The organism is Prosthecobacter sp., assembly GCF_044226605.1.
In the GTDB taxonomy this organism is placed as follows: Bacteria; Verrucomicrobiota; Verrucomicrobiia; order Verrucomicrobiales; family Verrucomicrobiaceae; genus Prosthecobacter.
This window is the reverse complement of record NZ_JBGAGS010000004.1, coordinates 385441-407235: the sequence shown is the minus strand read 5'-3', so window position 1 is coordinate 407235 and position 21795 is coordinate 385441. Positions and strand designations below refer to the sequence as shown.

The 21795-nt window shown below is 61.3% G+C and carries 15 protein-coding genes; 10 read left to right on the top strand and 5 right to left on the bottom strand.

Annotation, left to right across the window (positions count from 1 at the left end; translation table 11 throughout):
- Positions 1-221 precede the first annotated feature (221 nt).
- The 4 genes from ACILSO_RS07690 to ACILSO_RS07675 all read left to right on the top strand — a co-directional run bounded on the left by ACILSO_RS07690 (position 222) and on the right by ACILSO_RS07675 (position 8380).
- Entirely contained in the window at positions 222-3527 is a 3306-nt protein-coding gene (locus ACILSO_RS07690; RefSeq protein ID WP_395736798.1) for a fused MFS/spermidine synthase, read from the top strand.
- Positions 3528-3593: 66 nt separating this feature from the next.
- On the top strand, positions 3594-4919 hold the full coding sequence (locus ACILSO_RS07685) for an ABC transporter permease (protein WP_395736797.1): 1326 nt from the start codon (positions 3594-3596) through the stop codon (positions 4917-4919).
- 134 nt (positions 4920-5053) lie between these two features.
- Entirely contained in the window at positions 5054-6328 is a 1275-nt protein-coding gene (locus tag ACILSO_RS07680; RefSeq protein ID WP_395736796.1) for a hypothetical protein, read from the top strand.
- Positions 6329-6412: 84 nt separating this feature from the next.
- The gene (locus tag ACILSO_RS07675; RefSeq protein WP_395736795.1) at positions 6413-8380 is read left to right on the top strand and encodes a serine hydrolase domain-containing protein; all 1968 of its coding nucleotides are present in this window, start codon (positions 6413-6415) and stop codon (positions 8378-8380) included.
- 92 nt (positions 8381-8472) lie between these two features.
- Here the strand turns inward: ACILSO_RS07675 and ACILSO_RS07670 are convergent, their stop codons facing one another.
- Entirely contained in the window at positions 8473-9906 is a 1434-nt protein-coding gene (locus ACILSO_RS07670) for a cryptochrome/photolyase family protein (RefSeq protein ID WP_395736794.1), read from the bottom strand.
- A gap of 165 nt (positions 9907-10071) precedes the next feature.
- Here ACILSO_RS07670 and ACILSO_RS07665 point away from each other — a divergent pair, with 165 nt between their 5' ends.
- The 6 genes from ACILSO_RS07665 (at position 10072) to ACILSO_RS07640 (ending at position 17711) form a co-directional block, all read left to right on the top strand.
- On the top strand, positions 10072-11223 hold the full coding sequence (locus ACILSO_RS07665; protein WP_395736793.1) for a c-type cytochrome domain-containing protein: 1152 nt from the start codon (positions 10072-10074) through the stop codon (positions 11221-11223).
- Between the two features lie 47 nt (positions 11224-11270).
- Positions 11271-13292: a c-type cytochrome domain-containing protein gene (locus ACILSO_RS07660; protein WP_395736792.1), complete on the top strand. Its 2022-nt coding sequence runs from the start codon at positions 11271-11273 to the stop codon at positions 13290-13292.
- 109 nt (positions 13293-13401) lie between these two features.
- On the top strand, positions 13402-14067 hold the full coding sequence (locus ACILSO_RS07655) for a hypothetical protein (RefSeq protein WP_395736791.1): 666 nt from the start codon (positions 13402-13404) through the stop codon (positions 14065-14067).
- Between the two features lie 16 nt (positions 14068-14083).
- Positions 14084-14323, top strand: a complete 240-nt coding sequence (locus tag ACILSO_RS07650; RefSeq protein ID WP_395736790.1) for a hypothetical protein — start codon at positions 14084-14086, stop codon at positions 14321-14323.
- A 21-nt stretch (positions 14324-14344) separates the two neighbouring features.
- Positions 14345-15658 carry a cytochrome c biogenesis protein ResB gene (locus ACILSO_RS07645; RefSeq protein ID WP_395736789.1) on the top strand — a complete coding sequence of 438 codons (1314 nt, stop codon included), beginning with the start codon at positions 14345-14347 and terminating at the stop codon, positions 15656-15658.
- Positions 15659-15686: 28 nt separating this feature from the next.
- Positions 15687-17711 (top strand): cytochrome c biogenesis protein, encoded by a 2025-nt coding sequence (locus ACILSO_RS07640; RefSeq protein ID WP_395736788.1) that lies wholly within the window; start codon positions 15687-15689, stop codon positions 17709-17711.
- Positions 17712-17930: 219 nt separating this feature from the next.
- On the opposite strand, the gene ACILSO_RS07635 is transcribed toward ACILSO_RS07640, so the two are convergent.
- The 4 genes from ACILSO_RS07635 to ACILSO_RS07620 all read right to left on the bottom strand — a co-directional run bounded on the left by ACILSO_RS07635 (position 17931) and on the right by ACILSO_RS07620 (position 21599).
- On the bottom strand, positions 17931-18566 hold the full coding sequence (locus ACILSO_RS07635) for an N-acetylmuramoyl-L-alanine amidase (protein ID WP_395736787.1): 636 nt from the start codon (positions 18564-18566) through the stop codon (positions 17931-17933).
- Between the two features lie 190 nt (positions 18567-18756).
- Positions 18757-19626 (bottom strand): type II secretion system protein, encoded by an 870-nt coding sequence (locus tag ACILSO_RS07630; RefSeq protein WP_395736786.1) that lies wholly within the window; start codon positions 19624-19626, stop codon positions 18757-18759.
- A gap of 253 nt (positions 19627-19879) precedes the next feature.
- The gene (locus tag ACILSO_RS07625; protein WP_395736785.1) at positions 19880-20578 is read right to left on the bottom strand and encodes a type II secretion system protein; all 699 of its coding nucleotides are present in this window, start codon (positions 20576-20578) and stop codon (positions 19880-19882) included.
- Positions 20579-20780: 202 nt separating this feature from the next.
- Positions 20781-21599 (bottom strand): type II secretion system protein, encoded by an 819-nt coding sequence (locus ACILSO_RS07620; protein ID WP_395736784.1) that lies wholly within the window; start codon positions 21597-21599, stop codon positions 20781-20783.
- Between the last annotated feature and the right edge of the window lie 196 nt (positions 21600-21795).

Below are 21795 nucleotides of genomic sequence, written 5' to 3'. Positions count from 1 at the left end.
TCCTGCCGGGCCGCTCTCGCGCTGGCGGAGCACTTCCGACAGCAGAGTGATCATCCTGATCACTCTTGCGCTACGTCCCCCAAGCTCCTCTTCTCACGTCCCATTCACCGCCTTTAGTGCCTCTAAAATTACGGAAAATATCGATAAATCATCATTTAGCACTCGATTTTGTTTGTATTAATATGGTATTTATATAAAATACTAGTTAATCATTTAGATCCATGAAATCAGTCGCTCCTCCCGCCGCACTCCCATCCCGTGTCCGCTCGACTCAGTTCGCCCTGGCGCTGATTCTCATGCTCTCCGGCTTCTGCTCCCTGGTTTATCAAACCGTCTGGCTCCGTGAGTTCCGCCTCGTCTTTGGCGGTGCAGCCCCCGCCGCGGCGGCGGTGATGGCCGTCTTCATGGGAGGACTCGGCTTTGGCGGCAAGCTCTTCGGCTCCTGGGTGGAGCGCGTGGGGCGTCCGTTTCGCTTTTACGCCCGGCTGGAAGTGGGCATCGCCATCGCCGCGGTAGCCTCGCCCGCCATGCTCGGGCTGGCCCGCTCTCTCTATCTGAAAACCGGCGGCACTGCGGGCATGGGCCTCGGCCCCGCCACCTGCCTGCAACTCCTCATGACCGTCCTCGTGCTCGGCGTGCCCTGCTTCCTCATGGGCGGCACGCTCCCCGCAGCCATGAAGTTCGCCCAGCGCGATGACGATCCCCGCCGCTCCACCACCGCTTTCTTCTACGGCATCAATATCGCAGGAGCCGTCAGTGGTGCCATTTTGAGCACCTTCTGGCTGCTGCCCACGGTGGGAAATCAGGGCACTCTCACCATCGCCGTGCTGGCCAATCTCGGCATCGCTCTCGCCGCAGGTGCCATCTCCATGGTTCAGGAAAAAGAGCCACGCCAGCCCGCTGCAGCCGCCACCAGCCCGGAAACCGAAGACAGCGTGGCCGCGAAAGCCCCCGCCGCCTTCGTCCTCGCCGCAGCCTTCATGAGCGGCTTCACCTTCTTCGTCGCAGAGCTCGTTTGGTATCGCGTCTCCACGCCGCTGCTCGGCGGCTCGGTCTATGGCTTTGGCCTCGTGCTCTGCGTCGTGCTTGCCGGCATGGGCATCGGCGGTCTGCTGTATGCGCTGATCTTGAAAAAAGCCGAGCCGAGTATCGCCGGTTTCACCATTGTTTCCGCCTTGCAGGCGCTCGCCATCCTGGCCCCCTTTGCCCTGGGAGATCGCATCGCGCATCTCGCGCTCATCTTGAATGACAGCCTGCGCGGCGTCGGCCTTGGCGAGATGGCCCTCGGCTGGGCCGTCGTCATGGGCACGCTGGCCTTCCTGCCTTCGCTGCTCAGCGGCATCCAGTTTCCGCTGCTCGTCTCACTCCTCGGCCGTGGCAATGCCGGCGTGGGGCAGCAGCTGGGCCGCGCCTACCTTTGGAACACCTTTGGGTCCATCACCGGCTCCTTGCTCGGCGGCTTCCTTCTGGTGCCTCTGCTCGGACTGAAAGGCTGCTGGCTGCTCGCCGCCCTGCTCGTGGCCGCCATGTCCGCCGCGTCCCTCTGGCTGCAGCTTCGCCGCCGGGAAGGGGATGCTGAGAGCTTCGCCGCCCGCTTCAACTGGAATGGCCGCATGGCCCTCGCCGCGCTCCTCGTCTGCGGCTTCTTCGCCTTCGGCACCACCGGCCCCACCGCCGTCTGGATGCACACTCCCATCGGTTATGGCCGCGTCTCCCAGGAGTACCGCACCGCCATCGGCCTGGAAACCTGGCAGCGCAATGCCCAGCGCTCCCTCGTGCAGGCCTACGATGGCCGCGAGACCAGCGTCGCCGTCGTCGGCGGCATGCAGTACGCCTTTTTGACCAATGGCAAGAGCGATGGCTCCGCCGTCAGCGATGGCGCCACGCAGGTCATGCTCGGCATCACGGGTGCCATCCTTCACCCCAATCCGCAAAAGGCCTGCGTCGTCGGCCTCGGCACCGGCACCACCGCCGGCTGGCTGGCGGACGTCCCCGGCATGCAGCGCGTGGATGTGCTCGAGCTCGAAGAGGAAATTCGCAAGGTCGCGCAGTTCTTTGAACCCGTAAGCCGCAACGCGATGAAGCATCCGCGCGTCAACAACATCACCGGAGACGCCCGTGAATTCCTCCTCACCAAAGGCGAGGACTACGACCTCATCGTCTCCGAACCTTCCAATCCCTGCCGCGCCGGCGTGGCCAATCTCTACACCCGCGAATTCTACCGCAATGCCAGCCAGCGCCTGACCAAGGACGGCATCTTCTGCCAGTGGCTGCAGGGTTACGAAGTCGAGCCCGGGACCATCACCACCGTCGTCGCCACCCTGCGCCAAGTTTTCCCCAAGGTGGAAATCTGGGGCACCCAGAGCGTGGACATGCTGCTGGTCTGCTCCAACAACGACACGCCCTGGCAGCTCGCGTCCCTGCGCCAGCGCGTCAAACTCGACCCCATGGCCGAGGCACTGCGCCGCTTCTGGAAAACCGACAGCGCCGAAGGCTTCCTGACCGGCTGCCTCGCCAACAGCGACTACTGCTCCGCCCTTGCCGCCTCCTGCAAAACGGTGAACACCGACGACATGAACCGCCTCGAGTTCAGCTTTGCCCGCAGCGTGGCCAAGCGCATCAACTGCTCCTTCGATCTCGCCCGCGCCGCCACCCGCGCCAGCTGCTACCTGCCCAAGGTCGATGCCGCCATCGATACCCCGCTTTACCTCGCCGAGCGTCTCCACATGCCCTGCCGCCTGTGGGACTCCGCCTCAAATGATGTGCTGCCCGCGGACGCTCCGGCCGAAGTGCGCGCCCGAGTGGCCACTTTGAAGCAATACTGGAAGCAGGACTACGCTGCCTATCTGGCCGCCCCCATGCCCGCCAGTCCCGTGATGGCAGACCGTGTGCTGCAGGCATTTGCCAAAGCCCGCACCGGCGCACCGGATGCCCTGGCCGCCATCGATGCCATCGCCCCTCATTTCCCGGCAGACGCGCATTTCCTCCGCGCCATCGCCTGCCATGCGCAGAAGCAGCCCGCCGCGGTGCTGGTTCACATCGAGCACGGTCTGGACAGCCTCATGAAGTCACCGTGGTGCAATGTCTCCCTCGTCAGTGAAGCCACAAACGCTCTCACCGAACTCGCCGCCTCCAAAGAAACCGTGAAGGATCCGCATTTCCTCTCGATCTTTGAAAAGCTCGGCCGCGACTACCCCGTCCACGTCGCGCGCAATGTTCTCCTCGGCATGCGTTGTGAGATGGCCATGCACCTCAAAGTGCCCCAGCAGCTTGCCGCCGTGGAGAGCCTCGGCCTGCCCTACCCCTGGCAGGGGCGCGCCCTCGCCCTGCGCGTCAGTGCCTACCTGCAGGCCGGAGATCCACGCCTCTCTGTCGCCATGGCAGACATGAACCGCTTTCTCGATCAAGGCGGCACCATCGGTGGTGAATCTCCCCCCTTTGTCGTCCAGGTGAAGCCCGCCCCTACACCTGCCGTTGCTCCCGTGAAGGAGATGGTCGTCGGTGCCAAGGCCCAGGGCGGAGAGTGATTTTCAGCAGCGGTCAGATCGTGGCAATTTCATGCGATGGCGTCCGTATGACTCCATCCCCCCTGAATGTCTTTTCTCGCCGCGCATCCCGTACTCCGACTCATCGCCTCGCCCCAGCACCTGTGGCGCACCCTTTCGCTGGGCATCAAGACCATCTGGCTGCACAAGCTGCGCTCCTTTCTGACTGCCCTCGGCGTGGTCTTTGGCGTCGCCTCCGTGGTCGCCATGCTCGCCATTGGTGAAGGCGCCAGCTATGAGGCCCAGGAGCAGATCCGCAAGCTCGGCAGCCAGAACATCATCCTCCACAGCGTCAAGCCCCCGGACGGCCAGGGCTCCAGCGGCGAGTCCCGCAGCATGATCAGCGAGTACGGCATCACCCTGCGCGACATCGACCAGATCCGTCAAACCGTGCCCGGCATCCGCGTCGTCGTCCCCAGCCGCTACATCTCCGAAAACATCTGGAACCTCGACCGCAGCGTGGACGGCCACGTCATGGGCGTGCTGCCCATCTACCCGCAGATGCGCAACCGCCGCATCATCCAGGGCCGCTTCTTCACCGAGATGGAAATGAAGGACAACGTCGCCGTCTGCGTCATCAATGAGACGGTCGCCGCCCGGCTGTTTCAGCTCTCCACGCCCGTCGGCAAATCCGTGCGTGTGAAAGGCTTTTACTACAAGGTCATCGGCATCATCCAGGACGAGGGCGCCCCGGTCGGCGCCGACACCTCCGGCGGCGATCACTCCGCCCAGGCCCAGGCGCAGATCATGATTCCGTTCACCACCCTCATGGATGAGTACGGCGAAGTCTTCTACCGCTTCCGCACCGGCAGTTTCGAGGCCGAAAAAGTGCAGTTCCATGAAGCCGTCATCCGCGTGGACGACGTGAACATGGTGGAAAGCCGCGCCGGAGCCGTCCGCCATCTCATGACCAGCAACCACAAAAAGGAAGACTGGCGCATCATCGTCCCCGTGGAGTTGCTCAAGCAGGCCGAGCGCACCAAGCAGATCTTCAGCATCGTGCTCGGCAGCATCGCCGCCATTTCACTTCTGGTCGGCGGCATCGGCATCATGAACATCATGCTCGCCAGCGTCACCGAGCGCACCCGCGAGATCGGCATCCGCCGCGCCCTCGGCGCACGCCAGAACGACATCGTCGTGCAGTTCCTCATCGAGACCGTCCTGCTCGCCGGCGTCGGCGGCATCCTTGGCGTCGTGCTGGGGCTGAGCATCCCGCTCGCCGTCACCAAATTCGCCGGCGTGACCACCGTCATCAAAGCCTGGTCCCCCATCCTCGCCTTCTCCATCTCCGTCCTCACCGGCATCGCCTTCGGCATCTACCCCGCAAGACGCGCCGCCCAGATGAATCCGGTGGAGGCGCTGCGGCACACGTAAGGGCAGGGGACGACTTCCAGGCAGCGATGGTTTCATCACCCCAGCCACCTTCGCGTCCTGCGGTGCGCATGGTCCGGTGACGCCTCTCTTTCCTTAGCTATCCCATGAAAACATCGAAAAAAACTTTGCCCCTGATGCTGTCAGTTCTCGCGATGGCCGGACCCTTCCTGCGTGGGCAGGATGCTGCGAAGACGGAGTTCCCTGATTTCTGGAAGACAACGGGCGAAGCCGTGGAGCAGGCGCATGCGACTCTCTGGAGCACGCTGGTGGACCGCCATGGTGTCATCCTCGACTACGTGGGCGAGCTGCCGACACCGGAGGACTGCAAGCTGGGGCGGCCCAATGCGATCGGTTGGTGGAGCCCGATTGAAAACGGGCCGATGTTCTCCGGGCTCTACATGCCCGCCGCCTGTGAGCGGGCGCGGCGCAGTGGCAGCGAGGCGGACAAGACCAGCGCGCGCCGCCTGGCCGAGGGGCTGATGAAGTGCGCCTCCGTCTCGGAGGTGCCGGGCATGATCGTGCGCGGCCTGGGCACCGATGGCCTGTGCCACTACCCGCTCGGCTCGGACGATCAGACCCACCCCTGGTTTTATGGTTTGCACGCCTATCTCATGAGCGGCCTACCCACGCAGGCAGAGCGGCAGCAGATCGTGGCCAAAATGAAGGAAGTGGCGGACGTGCTGCAGGGCACCGGCTGGCGCGGCCCCTGTGACGGCGATTTCAAAGGGCAGTTCCGCGGCGGATTTCAAGGCCACCTCTTCCGCGATGCGGTGCGCTACCTCTTCATGCTGCGCGCCATGCATGAGGTCACGCAGGACAAAATCTGGTTGGAACGCTATCAGATGTCGGCCGCCGAGCATCCCAAAGGCAGTGAGAACACACGCGCGGAGATTTGTGCCGCCGGCTTCGGCCCCGACCGCGAGCTGATCAAAAGCCTGGAAGATCACGCCCTGTGGATTTACGTCGGCTCCCAGGGATCACTGCAGCAACTCATCGCCATGGAGAAGGATGACGCTCTCCTGCAGCACTACCGCGCCGGTCTAGCCCTCAATGCGCGCACCGCGCTCGGTGCCATCGGCAGGCATCAGGAGTTTGACAACGCAGACACCAAGCTCTTTGGCGATACCCACTGGCGCGAGGTCTATGTGCCCTGGCAGCCGCAGAAGACGCAGGCCGAAGCGGAGACGCAGGCCCAGGTCGCGGACAAGACCAAGCGCGGCCCGCGCAAATACTACGAGACGCGGTTCATGCGCAATCCCCTGGCCGCTGCCGCCATCGCCGCGATGACGGGCGACGGAACCGGCCGCGACGCCATCGAGCGCGCGATCCGCCACTACGACTACTCCAAGATCTACCGCGCCGAGTTCTTCTTCGCCGAATGCGCGTTTTACGCGCTGCCAAAAGAGTAGCCCGATGAATCAGCACGGATGCGGCACCCGATAGAATGGCCCTGGCGGAGCGGTAGTGCTCTCACATTCGCCTTCGCACCCACCATGCCTGCACATCCCGCACCGCGCCGCCTTGCCGCCCTTCTTGTCTTTTGCATCAGCGCCGCGGTGTGTGCGGAGGATGCGCTGCCAGAGACGCTCATGACGACGCGCGGCAGGCTGCTCGTCAGCGAGGACTTCGGCGGGTCGCTCGCTCCCTACACGGGCAAGCCGGTGGGTTTCGCCAGTGGGTTCAGCGGCTGGAAGTACAACAGCGGCCCCGGAGTGGTGAAGTCCGGGCGCTGGGAGCTGGCAGACGGGGCCTTCAGGGGGATGGAGCACCCCGAGGCGCACCACCCGGCCACGGCATCTTATGGCATTCAATACCAGGACGCTATCATTCAGTGCGAGGTGCGCCTGAACGACGTGCCCGACGAGGGGCGCAAGTACCGCTACCTCCAGATCAAGGCCACCGATGCGAAGGACTACGTGTGCGTGCTGACCGTGGGCGGCGGCGGCCTTTCTGGCAGTCCGTATGACGACTCAAAGATCAATCCCACCACCAAGCAGCGCCTGCAAGGCCCGGCGACGAAAGCGGCCCAGACGGTGAAGCTGGGAGAGTGGCACACGCTGGTGCTGGAAATCAAAGGCGGCGAGGCGGTGGGCACGCTCGATGGCCGGAGCGTCACCCTTGAAGACCCGCTCATCGGCGTTGCCAAGCACAGCTTCATGCTCGTGGCCGGCACCGAGGCGAGCTTTCGCCACCTGCGCATGTGGGAGGCGCTGCCCAATGCGGACTGGCCCAGGCGCAAAGCGGAACTGCAGGCGAAGAGCAAGCCTGCAGCGGCGGATTCAAAAGCAGCCGCCCCCTCGACCGCTGAAACCTTCCGCGCCGAAAAGCTGGCGGAGCTGGACAGCACCATCGACCACGCCATCGGCGAAAAGCAGATCGTGGGCGCGGCGCTGTGGGTGGAGCGAAACGGCGCAAATTATCACAAGACCTACGGCAGTCGTGCGCCCGCACCCGCCACGGAGCTGATGACGGAGGACACGATCTTTGATGTCGCCTCGATCACCAAGGTGGTCGCCACAGCCACGGCGGCCATGCAGTGCATCGAGCGCGGCCTGCTGCAGCTCGACGATCCGCTCTCCAAGTACATGCCCGAATTCACCGGAGAAGGGCGCGAGAAGATCACCCTGCGCCATCTGCTGCTGCACACCTCCGGCTTGAAGACCAACCTCGATCCCAAGACGCAGCCGATCTCCAGCCGCGACGACGCCGTGGCGCATGCCTGCAAGGAAAAGCCCGTCTTTGAGCCCGGCACTGCCTACGCCTACAGCAGCGTCGGTACCCTGCTGCTGGCAGCGGCGATCGAAAAAGCCACCGGCCGTGCCTTTGATGAATACTGCACCGCCGAGATCTTCCGCCCGTTGGGAATGAAGGACACTGGCTTTCGCCCAGCGGCGGACAAGCTCCCGCGCGTGGCCCCCAGCAGCGCCCCGCAGCGCGGGCAGGTGGATGACTTCATGGCGCGCAGCATGGGCGGCGTGGCCGGGCATGCGTCTCTCTTCACCACCACGGCGGACCTCGCACGCTTTGCCCGCATGATGCTCAACTCCGGCGAACTGGACGGCGCGCGCGTGCTGCGTGCAGACACCGTGAGCCTCATGACCCGCGTGCAGAGCCCGCCTGAACTGCGCGCCCCCGGCGCGGGGAATCTCCCCGTGCGGCGCGCGCTCGGCTGGGACATCGACACCCCCTACCGCACACCGCCGCACCCCTACGGCCTGCACCGTGGCGCGCTCTTTCCCGTGGGCAGCTACGGCCATGCCGGCTGGACCGGACAGATGCTCTGGATCGATCCCTTCTCCGGCACCTTCGTCATCTTCCTCTGCAACCGCTACCAGCCCGGCGCACCGGTAATCCCCGACGCAGCCTATCACCTGCACCACCGCATCGCCACACTGGCTGCGGAATCCGTAAAGGGCTTTGATTTCCAGCACGTCCCCGGCGCGCTGCCGCGCCTGCCATGATGTGGTATTCGCCTCATTTGCGGCTCCCAGCATCCCGCTCGGTGATTTCTCGTTATGAGTGAATGAACTGCTTCAGCGGGAAGGGACTGTCCTCACCTCCGCTCCCCCTTGTGCTTCGCAAAAATCGCCAGGCACTTGTCCCGCTCCGCATGATGATCCACCATCGGCAGAGGGTATCCCCTCGCCAGGCTTTTCCCGCCCTTCGGCACTTCATGCAGATCCGCCGCAGGTACGTCCTTGAGTTCCGGCACCCACTTCTTGATGTACTCTCCCTCGGGATCAAAGCGCACGCTTTGCAGCCAGGGATTTTGAATGCGGAAATACGGCGCGGCATCTGCTCCGGTGCCGGCGCTCCACTGCCAGCCGCCGTTGTTGCTGGCGTTTTCACCATCCACCAGATGCTGCATGAAAAACGCCTCTCCCAAACGCCAGTCGCAGTGCAGGTCCTTGGTAAGAAACATGGCGGTGATCATGCGCAGGCGGTTGTGCATGACGCCGGTTTGCAAAAGCTGGCGCATGCCGGCATCCACGATGGGAAAGCCCGTGGTCCCGGTCGCCCAGCGCTCGAAATCGGCCTCCGTGCCGGGCCAGGGCAGGCCCACCCAGTCTGGGTTGAACTCCTGCTCAAACACATGCGGGTAATGCCACAGGATGGCGAGGTAGAATTCACGCCAGGCGAGTTCCTTGATGTAGGTGTCGATGGAGCTTTGGGCTGCCGCCTTGCTCACGTGCTCGGGGCGCTGGTCGACCGACTCTAGGCAGCGCTGATAGATCTCTCGAATGCTCAGCAGGCCAAAGCGCAGGTCCTGGCTGAGTTGGGAGGTGCTCTGTCCGGCGGGGATGTTCCGCTTCTGGCCGTACTCATGAAGAATACCCGAGCCGATGAAATGCTTCAGCCGCTCGCGCGCGGCGCGTTCACCCGGCGTCGGGATGTCAGCCGTGCAGGCGGGCAGCTTCCAGTGCGCCAGCGTCGGCAGGGCATGGCTCTTGATTTTCTCCGCCGCCGCCGGTCCCAGCTTGGCGGTGCGTCCCAGCGGCTCCGTCTTCGGCAGGTTCAGCCAGTTCTTGGAGTAGGGAGTGTAAACCCGGTAGGGCTGCCCGCTGCCTGTCAGCACCGCGTCAGGTTCATGCAGCACGCGATCCTGATGCGAGTGGCACTCGATGCCAAGTTTCTCACAAACCTTCTGCACCTTCGCCTCCATGGCACGGCCATAGGGATCGTAGTCGCGGTTGAAGTAGATCGCTTCCGCACCGGTTTCCCGTGCCAGCTTTCCCAGTTCCTCCTCCGCGCTGCCGCAGCGAACGATGAGGCGGCTGCCCAGGGCATCAAGGTTCTTCGCCAGCGACTCCAGATTGCCGCAGAGAAACTGCTGCCGGTTCGGCCCCGTCCATCCGTGGTGCTCCTTCCAGTCGCTCAAAATATAAACCGGGATCACCTGCTCGGCTGCCTTGGTGGCGTGGTGCAGAGCCGTGTTGTCAGTCAGTCTCAGATCGCGGCGGAACCAGTGTAAAACAGTGTGTGGCATGGGTGGGGCAGGGGAGTGGTGCACAAAATACGATCAGGATCGGACAAAAGTCGGAGTGAATGTTTGCAGTATCGACCATCAGGTTCCTGATGAATATTTCGCTGGGCTGCCGTTACTAGAAGCGCCATATCATCTCTTTCTCCCCCAACCCCGAACTCCCCCTCCATGTCTTCGCATTCGCCTGAAACCGACGAACCGAAACCCTATACCGCCGCCTGGATCACCTCGATCCTCCTGATCGCCGTGTTTGTGGTGGGCCTGCTGATTTTTCCGCCGCTCTATGAGGATCCCAAATCCGATGCCTCTAGCTTCGTGCTGTTCATCGGCCGCTTCCACCCCATCTTCTTGCATCTCCCGGTGGGCATTTTGAGCCTGCTCTGCTTTTTTGAGCTTATCTGCTCCACCCGCCGCGGGGAGGAGAAGTATGGAGATGCCTCCCTGCTCATGCTCGTGCTCGGCTCCGCCGGTGCCATCCTCGCCGTTTTTGCCGGCATCATGCTCTCGCGTGAGGGCGGTTACGTCGGGGGCAATTTCAGCCTCCACCAGACCATGGGCTTGATCGGCACTTTTGGGGTCCTTGCCGCACTCGTCATCCGCCTCACCGCCATGGGCCGTGGCAGCATGGAACTCCTCAATGCCTACCGTGCGGTCTATTTCATCAGCTTTGGCATCATGGGCCTCGGTGCCCACTTCGGTGGCAACATGAGCCATGGCAACACCTTCCTCACGAAGCATGCGCCGGAGTGGATTAAAGCACCGATGGTCGGCATGGAGAAGTGGATGCTGACCTTTGTGGAGAAACCCAAGGAGGAAAAGAAAGCCGCTCCCACGGTCGTGGTGGCACCGGAGGTTAAACCGGAGGTCAAACCCGAGATGGCCGATAAAGGTTCGCCCACACCTCCGCCCACGCCACCCACACCTCCGCCTGCTCCCGCCAGCGATGAAAAGCTGGTCTTCCAGCATGTCATCCTGCCGGTCCTCACCGCCAAGTGCAACAAGTGCCACAGCGAGGAGAAGTCGAAGGGCGACCTGCGCATGGACACCTATGAAATGGCCATGAAGGGCGGCGAGAACGGCAAAAACTTCGTCGCCGGCAATCTTGAAGAAAGCCTCAGCATCGCCCGCATCATGCTGCCTGACAGCGATGACGAGCACATGCCGCCGGATGGCAAGGAGCAGCTGACCAAGGAAGAGACAGACCTGCTCAAGTGGTGGGTCAAGGAAGGCGCCAGCGGCACGCAGACGGTCAAAGACGCCAAATTCCCCGCCGAACTTCAGGCCACGGTTGATGGAATTCTGAAAGGCTCGTCCAATTAGCCCCTTTTGTTGCCTTGTTCATTTCCTGCCGAAAAACTGTCCCCTTCATGAAACCAACCTCCCTCTTCTTTGCCCTGGCACTTGGCCTCACCGCGCATGCCGCCGATGACAAAGCCGCCGCCGACCCGGCCGTGGCCGCAGCCGTGCAGAAAGTAAACGCCACCGGCGCTTCTTTGATGCCCGTCGCAGCCGACGCCAAGACCTTCCGCTTCACCGCTCTGAATGTCGCCAAGGAATTCGGAGATGCTGGTTTGGAGCCGCTGGCTCCCATTGCCGACAAGATTGCCTCGCTCGACATCGCCCGCAGCAAGGTGACGGATGCCGGCCTCAAGGCCGTCGCAGGCATGAAGACCCTCAAGGAACTCCACCTGGAAGGCACCACCATCGGCGATGCCGGACTCGATCAGCTCAAGGGACTCACCGAGCTCGAATACATCAACCTCTACAATACCAAGGTCACCGACGCCGGTCTCGCCAAGCTCGCCGGCCTCAGCAAGCTCAAGGCTATCTATCTCTGGCAGAGCGGCGTCACCAAGGCAGGCGTGGCTGCTTTGAAAGCCAAACTGCCCAAGGCCCACATCAACACCGGCTGGACGACCGAAGATGATGCCAAGCCGACCGCCGTCGTCGCAGCCGCACCGCCCGCGCCGGCTCCAGCGAACACTCCAGCACCCGCCGCCCCCGCCAAACCAGCAGCGGCCCCTGCTCCCGCGCCCGCCCCTGCGGCGCCTGCGGCCGCTGGCAAGCTGGACCCCGCCATTGCCGCCAAGGCCGTCATTTATAAAGACGTCGTCGCCCAGATCATGAGCGCCAAGTGCACTTCCTGCCACGGCGTGGAAAAGAAGAAGGGCAAGCTCCAGCTTCACGACTACGCCTCCATGCTGAAAGGCGGCGGTGACGGTGCCACGACAGTCATTCCCAAAAACACCAAGGAAAGCCTCCTCCTCGTCCGCGCCAATCTCCCCAAGGACGACGACGATCACATGCCTCCGAGCGATGAGCCTCAGCTCACCAAGGAAGAGGTCGCCGTGCTCACCTGGTGGATCGAAAACGGTGCCTCCGAGACCGCCACCGTCGCCTCCGTCAAAGCTCCGGCCGAAGTCGAAGGCGCTCTTGCAGTGCTCCTCGCCAAAGGTCTGCCCAAAGCAGAAGTCGCTGCCAAGCCCGCCAAGCCAAAGGCCAAGCCCCTGACCGAAGCCGAGAAAAAGCAGGTCGCTGAAATCTCCGCCAAGATGCAGGCCCTCAATGCCTCTCTCATGCCCCTCGCTCAAGACACCGAGCAGCTTCGCCTCGGCGTCATCAATGCCGCAGACAAATTTGGCGACAAGGAACTCGCACTCCTCGCTCCCATCGCCGGCCAGATTCTCTGGGTCGATCTCTCTCGCAGCCAGATCACCGATGCCGCCGCTGACACCCTGGCCAAGATGGCCAACCTCGAGCGCCTCCATCTCGAAAATACCAAGATCACCGACGCCGGCCTCGCCAAGCTCGGCGCCCTCCAGAACCTCGAGTACCTCAACATCTACGGCACCAAGACCACGGACGGCGGCATCGCCAAGCTCGCTTCGGCCAAGGATTTGAAGAAACTCTTTGTCTGGGAAACCGGCGTCACGCAGGCCGGAGCCAAGGCCCTGGAAGGACAGGTCCCCGGCCTCAAAGTGAACGTCGGCCTCACCGCTGATGAAATTGCCAAGCTCACCGCTCCTCCTCCTGCGCCCCCGCCCGCACCGGCTCCAGCCAAGAAGGACGAGGCCAAGCCCGCCACCCCCGCTCCCGCCGGCAGTGACGTCATCAAAAACGTCATGAAACAGTATCACAAAGGCGATGACGCCCTCTGCAAAAAAGTCGGCACCACCGCCTCCGATGCCGACCTGGCCGCGCTGCTCAAAGGCTATCAGGACATGTGCGCCGCCACTCCGCCAAAGGGAGACAAAGCCGCCTGGGTGGCCAAGTGCCAGGCCCTCATCGGCGCGGTGAAAAAAGTGCAGGCGAAAGATCCGGCCGGTGCCGCCGCCTACAAGGCTGCCGTGAACTGCAAAGCCTGCCACACCGACCACAAGAGCTCCTAGGCTCTTCAGGTTTCGCTGCCGGCACCTATCTGCGGTGGGAGGGAGCATCTTCGTGGTATTCCGCGAGGATGCTGCTAATCATCCCGCCCTCTCACACGTTTCCCCCTCGATGAAATTCCTCCAGCCATCCTGCGCGCTCCTCGCGTGCAGTCTTCTCATCACTTCCTGCAATCGCTCGCCGCAGGAGCGTGAAGCCATCACCGAGACGCGTGAGATTTCCAGCCACGCGCCCAAGCCGCATGTGGACATCCCCAGTTCCACCCGTTTTTATGATGACGCGAAAGAAGAGGAGCAGCCCCGGCGGCCGAGTTTCCGCGAACTGCTCACCTGGACTCTTCCCGCAGGATGGACGGAATCCACCACGCCAGATCCCATGGGCATGCGCGTTCTCGACTTGAGATTTGGCCCCAATCAGGAGGGCGAATGCTACATCTCTCTCATGCCCGGCCCCGCAGGCGGCCTGGAGGCCAACGTCAACCGCTGGCGCACGCAAATGGGTCAGAAACCCTACACGGCGGAAGAGATCGCCAATCTGCCGAAAAAGCCGTTCTTTAACCGGGATGCGGCCTTTGTCGCTTTTGATGGCGACTTCAAAGGCTTCGGCGCCACCGAGGCGAAGAGCGGCTACAGCATGCTCGGCCTCATTCATTCAGCCGACCAGGCCACCATCTTCGTCAAGCTCACTGGTCCCAAGGCCCTCGTCGAACAAAACGCCGCCGCCTTTGATGCCTTCTGCCAGTCCATCAAGCCCAATCCTGCGTTGAACCAGCAGTAACTGCCGGATCCCTGTCATGCGTCCCAGCACACGAATTCTCATTGGCGGTGTTTGCATGCTGGTCGGCATGTTTTACCAGCACATTCCCGGCATGCAGGGGAATCCCGCATGGCAGGTGCCCATGGGGATCCTGTTCGTGATTGGCATCGTGGCCTTCTACCTGGGCTGCCTCCGTGCAGCCCGTCTGGCCGAAAAGGCGTATTGTTTGTCCAAAAAGAGCGACGCGCAGCCCTCCCAGCCTGCCGCTCAAGACTGAGGCTTTTCCATTTTTTATTCCGTGTCTTCTTCATCCAAATCTCTCCCCGCGAAAATCTTCGCTTTCCTCTCCAGCTTCGGCCTCGCCACCGCGGTGCTCATCATGCTGCTGCTGCTCACGCTGCTCGGCACTCTGGAGCAGGCGGAGCACGGCCTCGTCGCAAGCCAGGCCCGCTACTTTGAGTCGGCGTTCATTGACCGCATCGACATCGGCGCCTGCTGGCGTGCGCTGGCCTTGGACGGCTATTGGAACATTGGCAATGTCAGCCTTCCGCTCTTCCATCTGGTGCCCGGTGGCTACACGCTCATGGCGGTCCTTTTCGTGAACCTCCTGTTTGGCGGCATCCTCCGCATTCGCAAGGCGCCGAAGACCATTGGCGTCATCATTTCCCACTTCGCCATCCTTTTCATGATCGCCGCCGGCGCGGTCACCCATCACTTTGCCAAGGAAGGAAATCTCAACCTTCGCGAAGGTGAAACTGGGGACGAATTTCTCAGCTTCCACGACCGCGTCATCGAGATCGAAAAAGTGCAGGCTGACCCCGCCGCCAAGCGCAGCGTTCTCGTCATCGACGAATCCATGTTCCATGATCTTGCCTCAGGGCAGGGGCGTACCTTCACCCACGAGAGCCTCCCGTTTGATCTCATGATCACCGGCTGGAAAAAGAGTGCCGAGCCCCGCCGCGATGCCGGCAACAGCCGCAGCGATTCCGTGGACGGCTACTTCATTCAGGAGATGAGCATCCTCGACGAATCCGGCGCCGCCAAGCCTGATGAGCAGCTTTCCAGCGCCTGCTACGCCATCGCAAAAATCAAAGGCGGCGACGAGGTGCAGAACGGCATCCTCTGGGAGTTCGCCGCCGCTCCTTGGACGGTCACCGCCGGCAAGGAAAAGTTCCTCGTCTCCCTCGTGCACCGCACCTACAAGCTGCCCTTTGCCATTCGCCTTGACCACACCGAGGAGGAAAAGCACCCCGGCACCGAGCGCGCCCGCCGCTTCAGCAGCAACGTCACCAAAATCAGCGGTGGTAATGAGGAGAAGCGGCTCGTCACCATGAACGAGCCTGTGCGCAGTGAAGGTTACGCCGTCTTCCAGAGCACCTTCAGTTCGGGCGAAAAAGAAGGCACCGGTGTGAAGAGCTCCGGGTTCATGATCGTGGAAAATCCCGCTGATCACTGGCCCCTCATTTCCTGCATCATCGTCGCGGAAGGCCTCCTCCTGCACTTCCTCATGATGCTCGCCCGCTTCCTCAAGGTAAACCCCTGGATCTTCGCCTTCAGCCTCATCCTTGCTTTCAATGCCGCCTTCGCGCTCGCCATGTGGAAGCTGCTCTAACCTCCCTCGTGCCATCGTATCTCACTGCATGAAAACTCTCCGTCTCGTCCTTCTTGGGCTCTTCTCGCTCAGCGGCTTCGCTGCCGCTGCGGCAGTCGAACTGCCCTCGCTCGATCTCTTCCGCGACAAGGAAGTCGTCGAAACCTTCGCTTCACTCCCGGTGCAGGAATCCGGCCGCATCAAGCCGCTTGAAAATGTGGCCAGCTACCGCCTCCTCCGTTTGCGTGCACGCCGCAGCATCTGGCTCACCGACTCCGGGGAAATGGATGGCAATCCCCTGATCGATCCCGCCACGCAGAAAGCCATCACCAAGGAAGGCGGCAAGCCGGTGAAGCTCAACGCCGTCGAATGGCTGCTCATGAGCTGGTTCCGTCCCGACATCGGCCAGATCGTTCCTCTTTTCAAAGTCGACAACTCCTCCGCCATCACGGAGCTGGGTCTGAAGGCCAAGGCCAAGCGTGACCAGTACACCTTTGCCGAGATCGAGCCCGCGCGTCAGGAGTTGATGGAAAAAAGGAAGTCTTACGTTCTCATTCCAGCCAAAAAACAGACGCCCGAGCAGCGCATGATCGTGCAGCTCGCCGCCAACTTCCTCGACTACGAGATGATCACCGGTCATTTCGATTTCATTCGCTCTCCCCTGGGAGAAAAGCCGGAGAAACTGCCGGAAGGCGTGCAGATGCCCGTGCGTCTTTCCAAGAGCCTGAACCCGCTCATCGCCAATCTGCACAGCGGCGGCGCCCCGATGCAGATCCCATGGTTCAGAGACCTGTTCCGGGCCGCTCTCGGAGCCATGATGACCGGCACTCCCGAGCAGCAGCTGCGTATCTTCCCACCTGCCCCTGGGGCAAATAACGTCTGGGCTGGACCCGGTGCCATCATTTTGGACGCCATCAACACGGGCAAAGACACCTCTGCAGATAAGCTCGCCTGGCTCGCGCTCTACGAAGACGTTTACCTCTCGCTGCCAGACGCCGCCAAATTCAAAGCTGCCTCCAAGACCCTCCTTACCAAAATCCAGGACGCTGCCAAACTGCGCGGGGAAGGGCAGTATGTGACATTGGAACGCCACGCGATGCGTGCCGACTACTTTTTCTACGCCCAGTGGATTTTCCTCGCCGGCTTTGTGTTTGTGGCGCTGACCTGGGTGTCTCCTGGAACCCGCTTTGAAAAAACAGCGCGGTTTGCCGCATGGCTGCTGCTCGCGAGCGCCACGGGGCTCGCTGTGACTGGTGTCGTGATTCGCTGCATCATCATGCAGCGTCCGCCGATCACCACCCTGTATGAGACGATTCTCTTCATCGGGTCATCCTGTGCACTGCTCGGCTTGATCGCAGAGTGGATCACCAAGCGTGGACTTGGTCTGCTGGTGACAGCCATCGGAGGCACCGCATGCATGCTTCTGTCCATCCAGTTCGAAGCCTCAGAAGCAACAGACACGCTGCAGCAGCTGCAGGCCGTGCTGATCACAAACTTCTGGCTCTCGACCCATGTTCCCATGATCAATCTCGGCTACGCCGCCTGCATGGTCGCTGCTCTGATCTCAATGATCTACTTCATCCAGCGCATGTTTTGTGTGTTCAAGACGGGTTCCGAAGATGCGCGCTTGCTGTCCCGGGTGGCTTATGGGTTCATTGCAGCAGGTCTCTTCCTCGCCCTTGTGGGTACTGTGCTCGGTGGCATCTGGGCCAACTACAGCTGGGGCCGCTTCTGGGGCTGGGATCCCAAAGAAAATGGCGCGCTGATGATCGTGCTCATGTGCCTTGTGATTCTCCATGCGCGTCTCGGCGGCTACATCCGCGAGATCGGTTTGCACTGCTGCAATCTCATCCTCGGCTGCATCGTCATCTTTTCGTGGTTCGGCGTAAACCAGCTCGGTGTTGGCCTGCATGCCTATGGCTTCACTGAGGGCATCTGGCCCAAGATCTACCTCTACTGGCTCAGCCAGTTGCTGCTTCTGGGCTTCGGATTAGGGCTCGGCCTCTACGAACGTTTTACCCCCAAGGCCGCCAAGGCAACGCCCCCGCCTGTGCCTGCTACCTCGGCATCCTAATCATTCGCAAATCAAGTCATTGACTGCTGCCTGATCGTCGCGCCACCATCTTCCCGGTTCTATACCTGGGGCTGCATACCATGGCAAGATAGCTTCAAAAGGTGATACCGGGATCGATTAAACACAGGTCTGGCTTATGGTATGAGGTGCGCCCCTGGCTGCTGCGGCTTTCCTGACACAGCAAACGAGCGCCAGTGTAGGTCACGCCCTCCTTCTGCCTCACTTCGACTTCCGAAACGCCACGATGCCCTGCGCGATTCCTTCGGCGATCTTTGCACGAAATTCTCCGGTCAGCATGCGCGCACGCTCGCTCGAATTGCTCACAAAGCCGCACTCCACCAGCACTGCAGGGTTCTTCGTCGTGGCACGGATCACATGAAAGTTGGCGCTCTTGACCCCGCGGTTTGTCATGCCTGTGCGCTGCACAAGATATGCCTGAATGTAGGCCGCCAGCATGTAGCCCGAGGTAAAATGATAGTACGTCTCAGCACCGGCTCCGCTCCCGCCCCGGTTGTAATTGTAATGGATGCTGACGAAAATCGCGTCGCTTCTGCTGTTGCCCAGCGCGGAACGGTCCTGCAAGGGGATGAAAACGTCCCGGCTGCGCGACATGATGACCTTGAGTCCTTCCTTGCGCAGCAGCTGCTCCACCCGGCGTGCGGTGTCCAGTGCCAGATGCTTTTCATAGACGTATCCAATCGCCGCTCCGCGGTCGTGGGCACCATGGCCTGGGTCCAGGATCACGGTGTCAAAGGCCCGCGCAACACTCGTAAGCATCAGCGCCGCCATGACGATCCAGCAGGCGCTTGGAAACGGGCGGTTCAAAGCATGTCGGGAGGGGGCGTGGGGCGGCATGTGAAAGTCGGGAGGTAACGGCAGAGCGCTTATGGACAACCTGCATACTCATCATAAGCACAGTAAGCGGGGAAGCCAAGGAAGGATCGAGCAGTTTGCCTCAATTCCTTGGAAATTCGGGGGGTAAAAAAAACCGCCGGATGGTTCGCATCCGGCGGTGTGGATTGTCTTTCAGGCTTGGCCACGAGTCTTACAGGCCCGAAGGTGGCAGGCCACCAGGAGCACCGGCAGGCGCGCCAGGAAGGGGAGCGGGAGGAACCGCGCCGCCAGGCATTCCGGGAGGGGCACCAAGAGGAGCACCGCCAAGGCCTCCAGGAGGCTGGGCACCCATTGTTTGCCCGCCGATCTGGGTTCCGTTCGTGTAGTTGCCACCGAGAATCACTGGCAGGACGCGCTGTGGCTGGCCCTGGGATGCCTGGGTGAAGAGATTGAATCCACCAGCCATGACTTTCGGGCCGATCATGCCCTTCTTGCCAGCCAGTGCTTCGACTGCGGCACTGCCGTCATTGCGGCCAATGATGATCTTGCCACCAGGCCAGGTGCGGCCAGGGGCCACCTGACCGGCCACATCTGCATTCCACAGCGGAGGCCAGTTTGGGGAGACGGGGTTTTCAAACACCACGGGCATGTTGCCCACGGTGGCGTCCGTCTGGTTGCCCGTCATGGCCCAGTGGTTTTCACCTGGCTGCAGTGCGTTGCCAAAGGCGGGGGCCTGACCGATGTTGGCGTCCGGGTTGAAACCGGCTGGGCAGCCGAAAATGCGTTCATCACTCACGATCTGCTCCTGGATCAGGAAGCGGAAGGCATCGTTGGCGCTCTGGGCCATGCTGCCCGTCTGTGGGTTGGCCACGGAGTCAGGGTACTGGCTGTTGTAGTCTTTGGAGAACTGCTTGAGAGACATGATGATCTGCTTGCAGTTGCTGACGCCTTTCATCTGGTTTCCGTTGGTCTGCACCATGTTGAATGCAGGCACGGCCAGGCTCGCGAGAATCGCGATGATCGTGATCACCACCAACAGCTCAATAAGAGTGAAGGCTTGGTTTCGTTTCGTTAGTTTCATTGGCTGAGTATTTTTTATGGGTTGGTTATGATGTTATGCGGACGCCCGATTTTATTCAGGTGTCCAATGATTAGACCCAAATGCGGTCAAAAATGCGAGAAAAAAATGACAGTGCCCGGCTCAGGACGGCAAAGTCATCCAAAATGCTCACGTTGAACTGGTTGCCCGCCTATGAATCCAATCACAAAAATGCCACCGGACGGAGCACATCCGGTGGCATCGCTAGATCATCGGCTCAGAGCCGAGGAGGCGCTCATTTTGAGTAAAGCACGGGCAGGATGCGTTCCGGCAGGCCCTTGGAGGACTCGGTGAAGATGTCATTGCCATTGATGACGATTCTCGGACCAACCTTGCCTTTGTCTCCGGCCAGATTTTCGACCGAGACGCTGCCGTCATTACGCCCGATGATGATCTGTCCACCGGGCCAGGTGCGGCCGGGCTGGATCTGGCCTGCCACGTCGGCATTCCACTTCGGCGGCCAGTCTGTGGTGGAGGGGTTTTCAAAAACGAGAGGCATGCTGCCCACCGAGGTGTCCGTCTGGCCGCCAGTCAGAGCCCAATGGTTTTCACCGGGTGTCAGGGCATTAGTGTAGCCAGGAGCCTGCCCGATGTTGTTGTCCGGACTGAAACCGGCTGGGCAGCCAAAGATGCGCTCATCGGTCACGATCTGTTCCTGGATCAGAAACCGGAAGGCATCATTGGCGTTCGTTGCTATGGCCACGCCTGTCACCGGGTTTTGCACTGTGTCGGGATACTGGCTGCCGTAGTCTTTGGAGAAAATCTTGAGCGCGATGATGATCTGCTTGCAGTTGCCAACCCCTTTCATCTGAAATTGCTGAGTCTCGCTCATGCTGGTGTAGGCGGGCACCGCCACCGCCGCGAGAATCGCGATGACCGTGATGGCGATCAATAGCTCGACGAGAGTGAAGGCTCGGGTAAGTGTCGTTTTCATGAAGGGGATCTGTATATTTTTTAAATAGGCCAGTGTCTGATCTTATGCATTGCCTGATTTGCGCTTAATTCAATTTAAATGGCCGCTGAAAGCGAGAAAAAACGCTGTCCCCCATTAAGAAGTGGGCGCAAAGACTCCAAACACAAAAAAGCCGCCGGACGCAATGCATCCGGCGGCGTGGAGGAGTCTTCAGGCTGGAGGATTACTGGCCCAAAGTCGAAGGTGGCAGGCTGCCGTCGGCCGAAGGCACAGCGGGAACCGGAGGAGCCACGGGTGCACCATTCAAGGCGAGAGGTGGAGCATCAATGATGTCGCGCGGAGAAGGTCTCTCGTTGGCGTAAACCACAGGCAGAACGCGCTGAGGGACACCTTGGGAGGCCTGCGTGTACAGGTCAAGACCACCGGCCATGGCTTTGGGGCTGACCATCCGACCGGAGCCCTTCAGAACTTCGACAGCGACGCTGCCATCATTCCGACCAATGATGATCTTGCCACCCGGCCAGGTGCGGCCGGGAGCGATCTGACCCGCAACCTCCGCATTCCACAGCGGCGGCCAGCTAGGGGTGGCAGGATTTTCGAACACCAGGGGCATGTTGCCCGGCGCTGCGTCCGTCTGTCCGCCCGTCATGGCCCAGTGGTTCTCACCGGGCATCAGGGCGCTGCCATAGTCAGGACCCTGACCGATGTTCAAGTCCGGATTGAGTCCGGCGGGGCAGCCAAAGATCCGCTCATCCTGCACGATCTTCTCCTGGAACATGAGGCGGAAAGCCTCATTGGCATTTCGGGCCACAGCCCCGGTCTGTGGATTGGCCACAGTGTCGGGATACTGGCTGCTATGCTCCTTCGCGAACAGTTTCATCGCCATGATGATCTGTCTGGCGTTGTTGGCGCCTTTGGTCTGATTGCCCGTCGTCTGAACGATGTTGTAGATGGGTACCGCCAATCCCGCGAGAACCGCGATGATGGTGATAACCACCAACAACTCGATCAGAGTGAAGGCGTGGTTTCGTTTCGTTTTCATTGTATGCGTATGTTTACCTGTCGTTTGTTTTATTATGTTATGTGAATGGCGGAATATCCCGCCACCCGCCCCGATTAAACCCAAACGGGAACCGAAATACGATACAAAAATTTCGCCATCCCGGGTGGGGGGACGGACGTAAGGAAGCGCACCCGCGGCAGTTCCGACCCTCCTGGCAGGCTTGCAGCAGAGCACA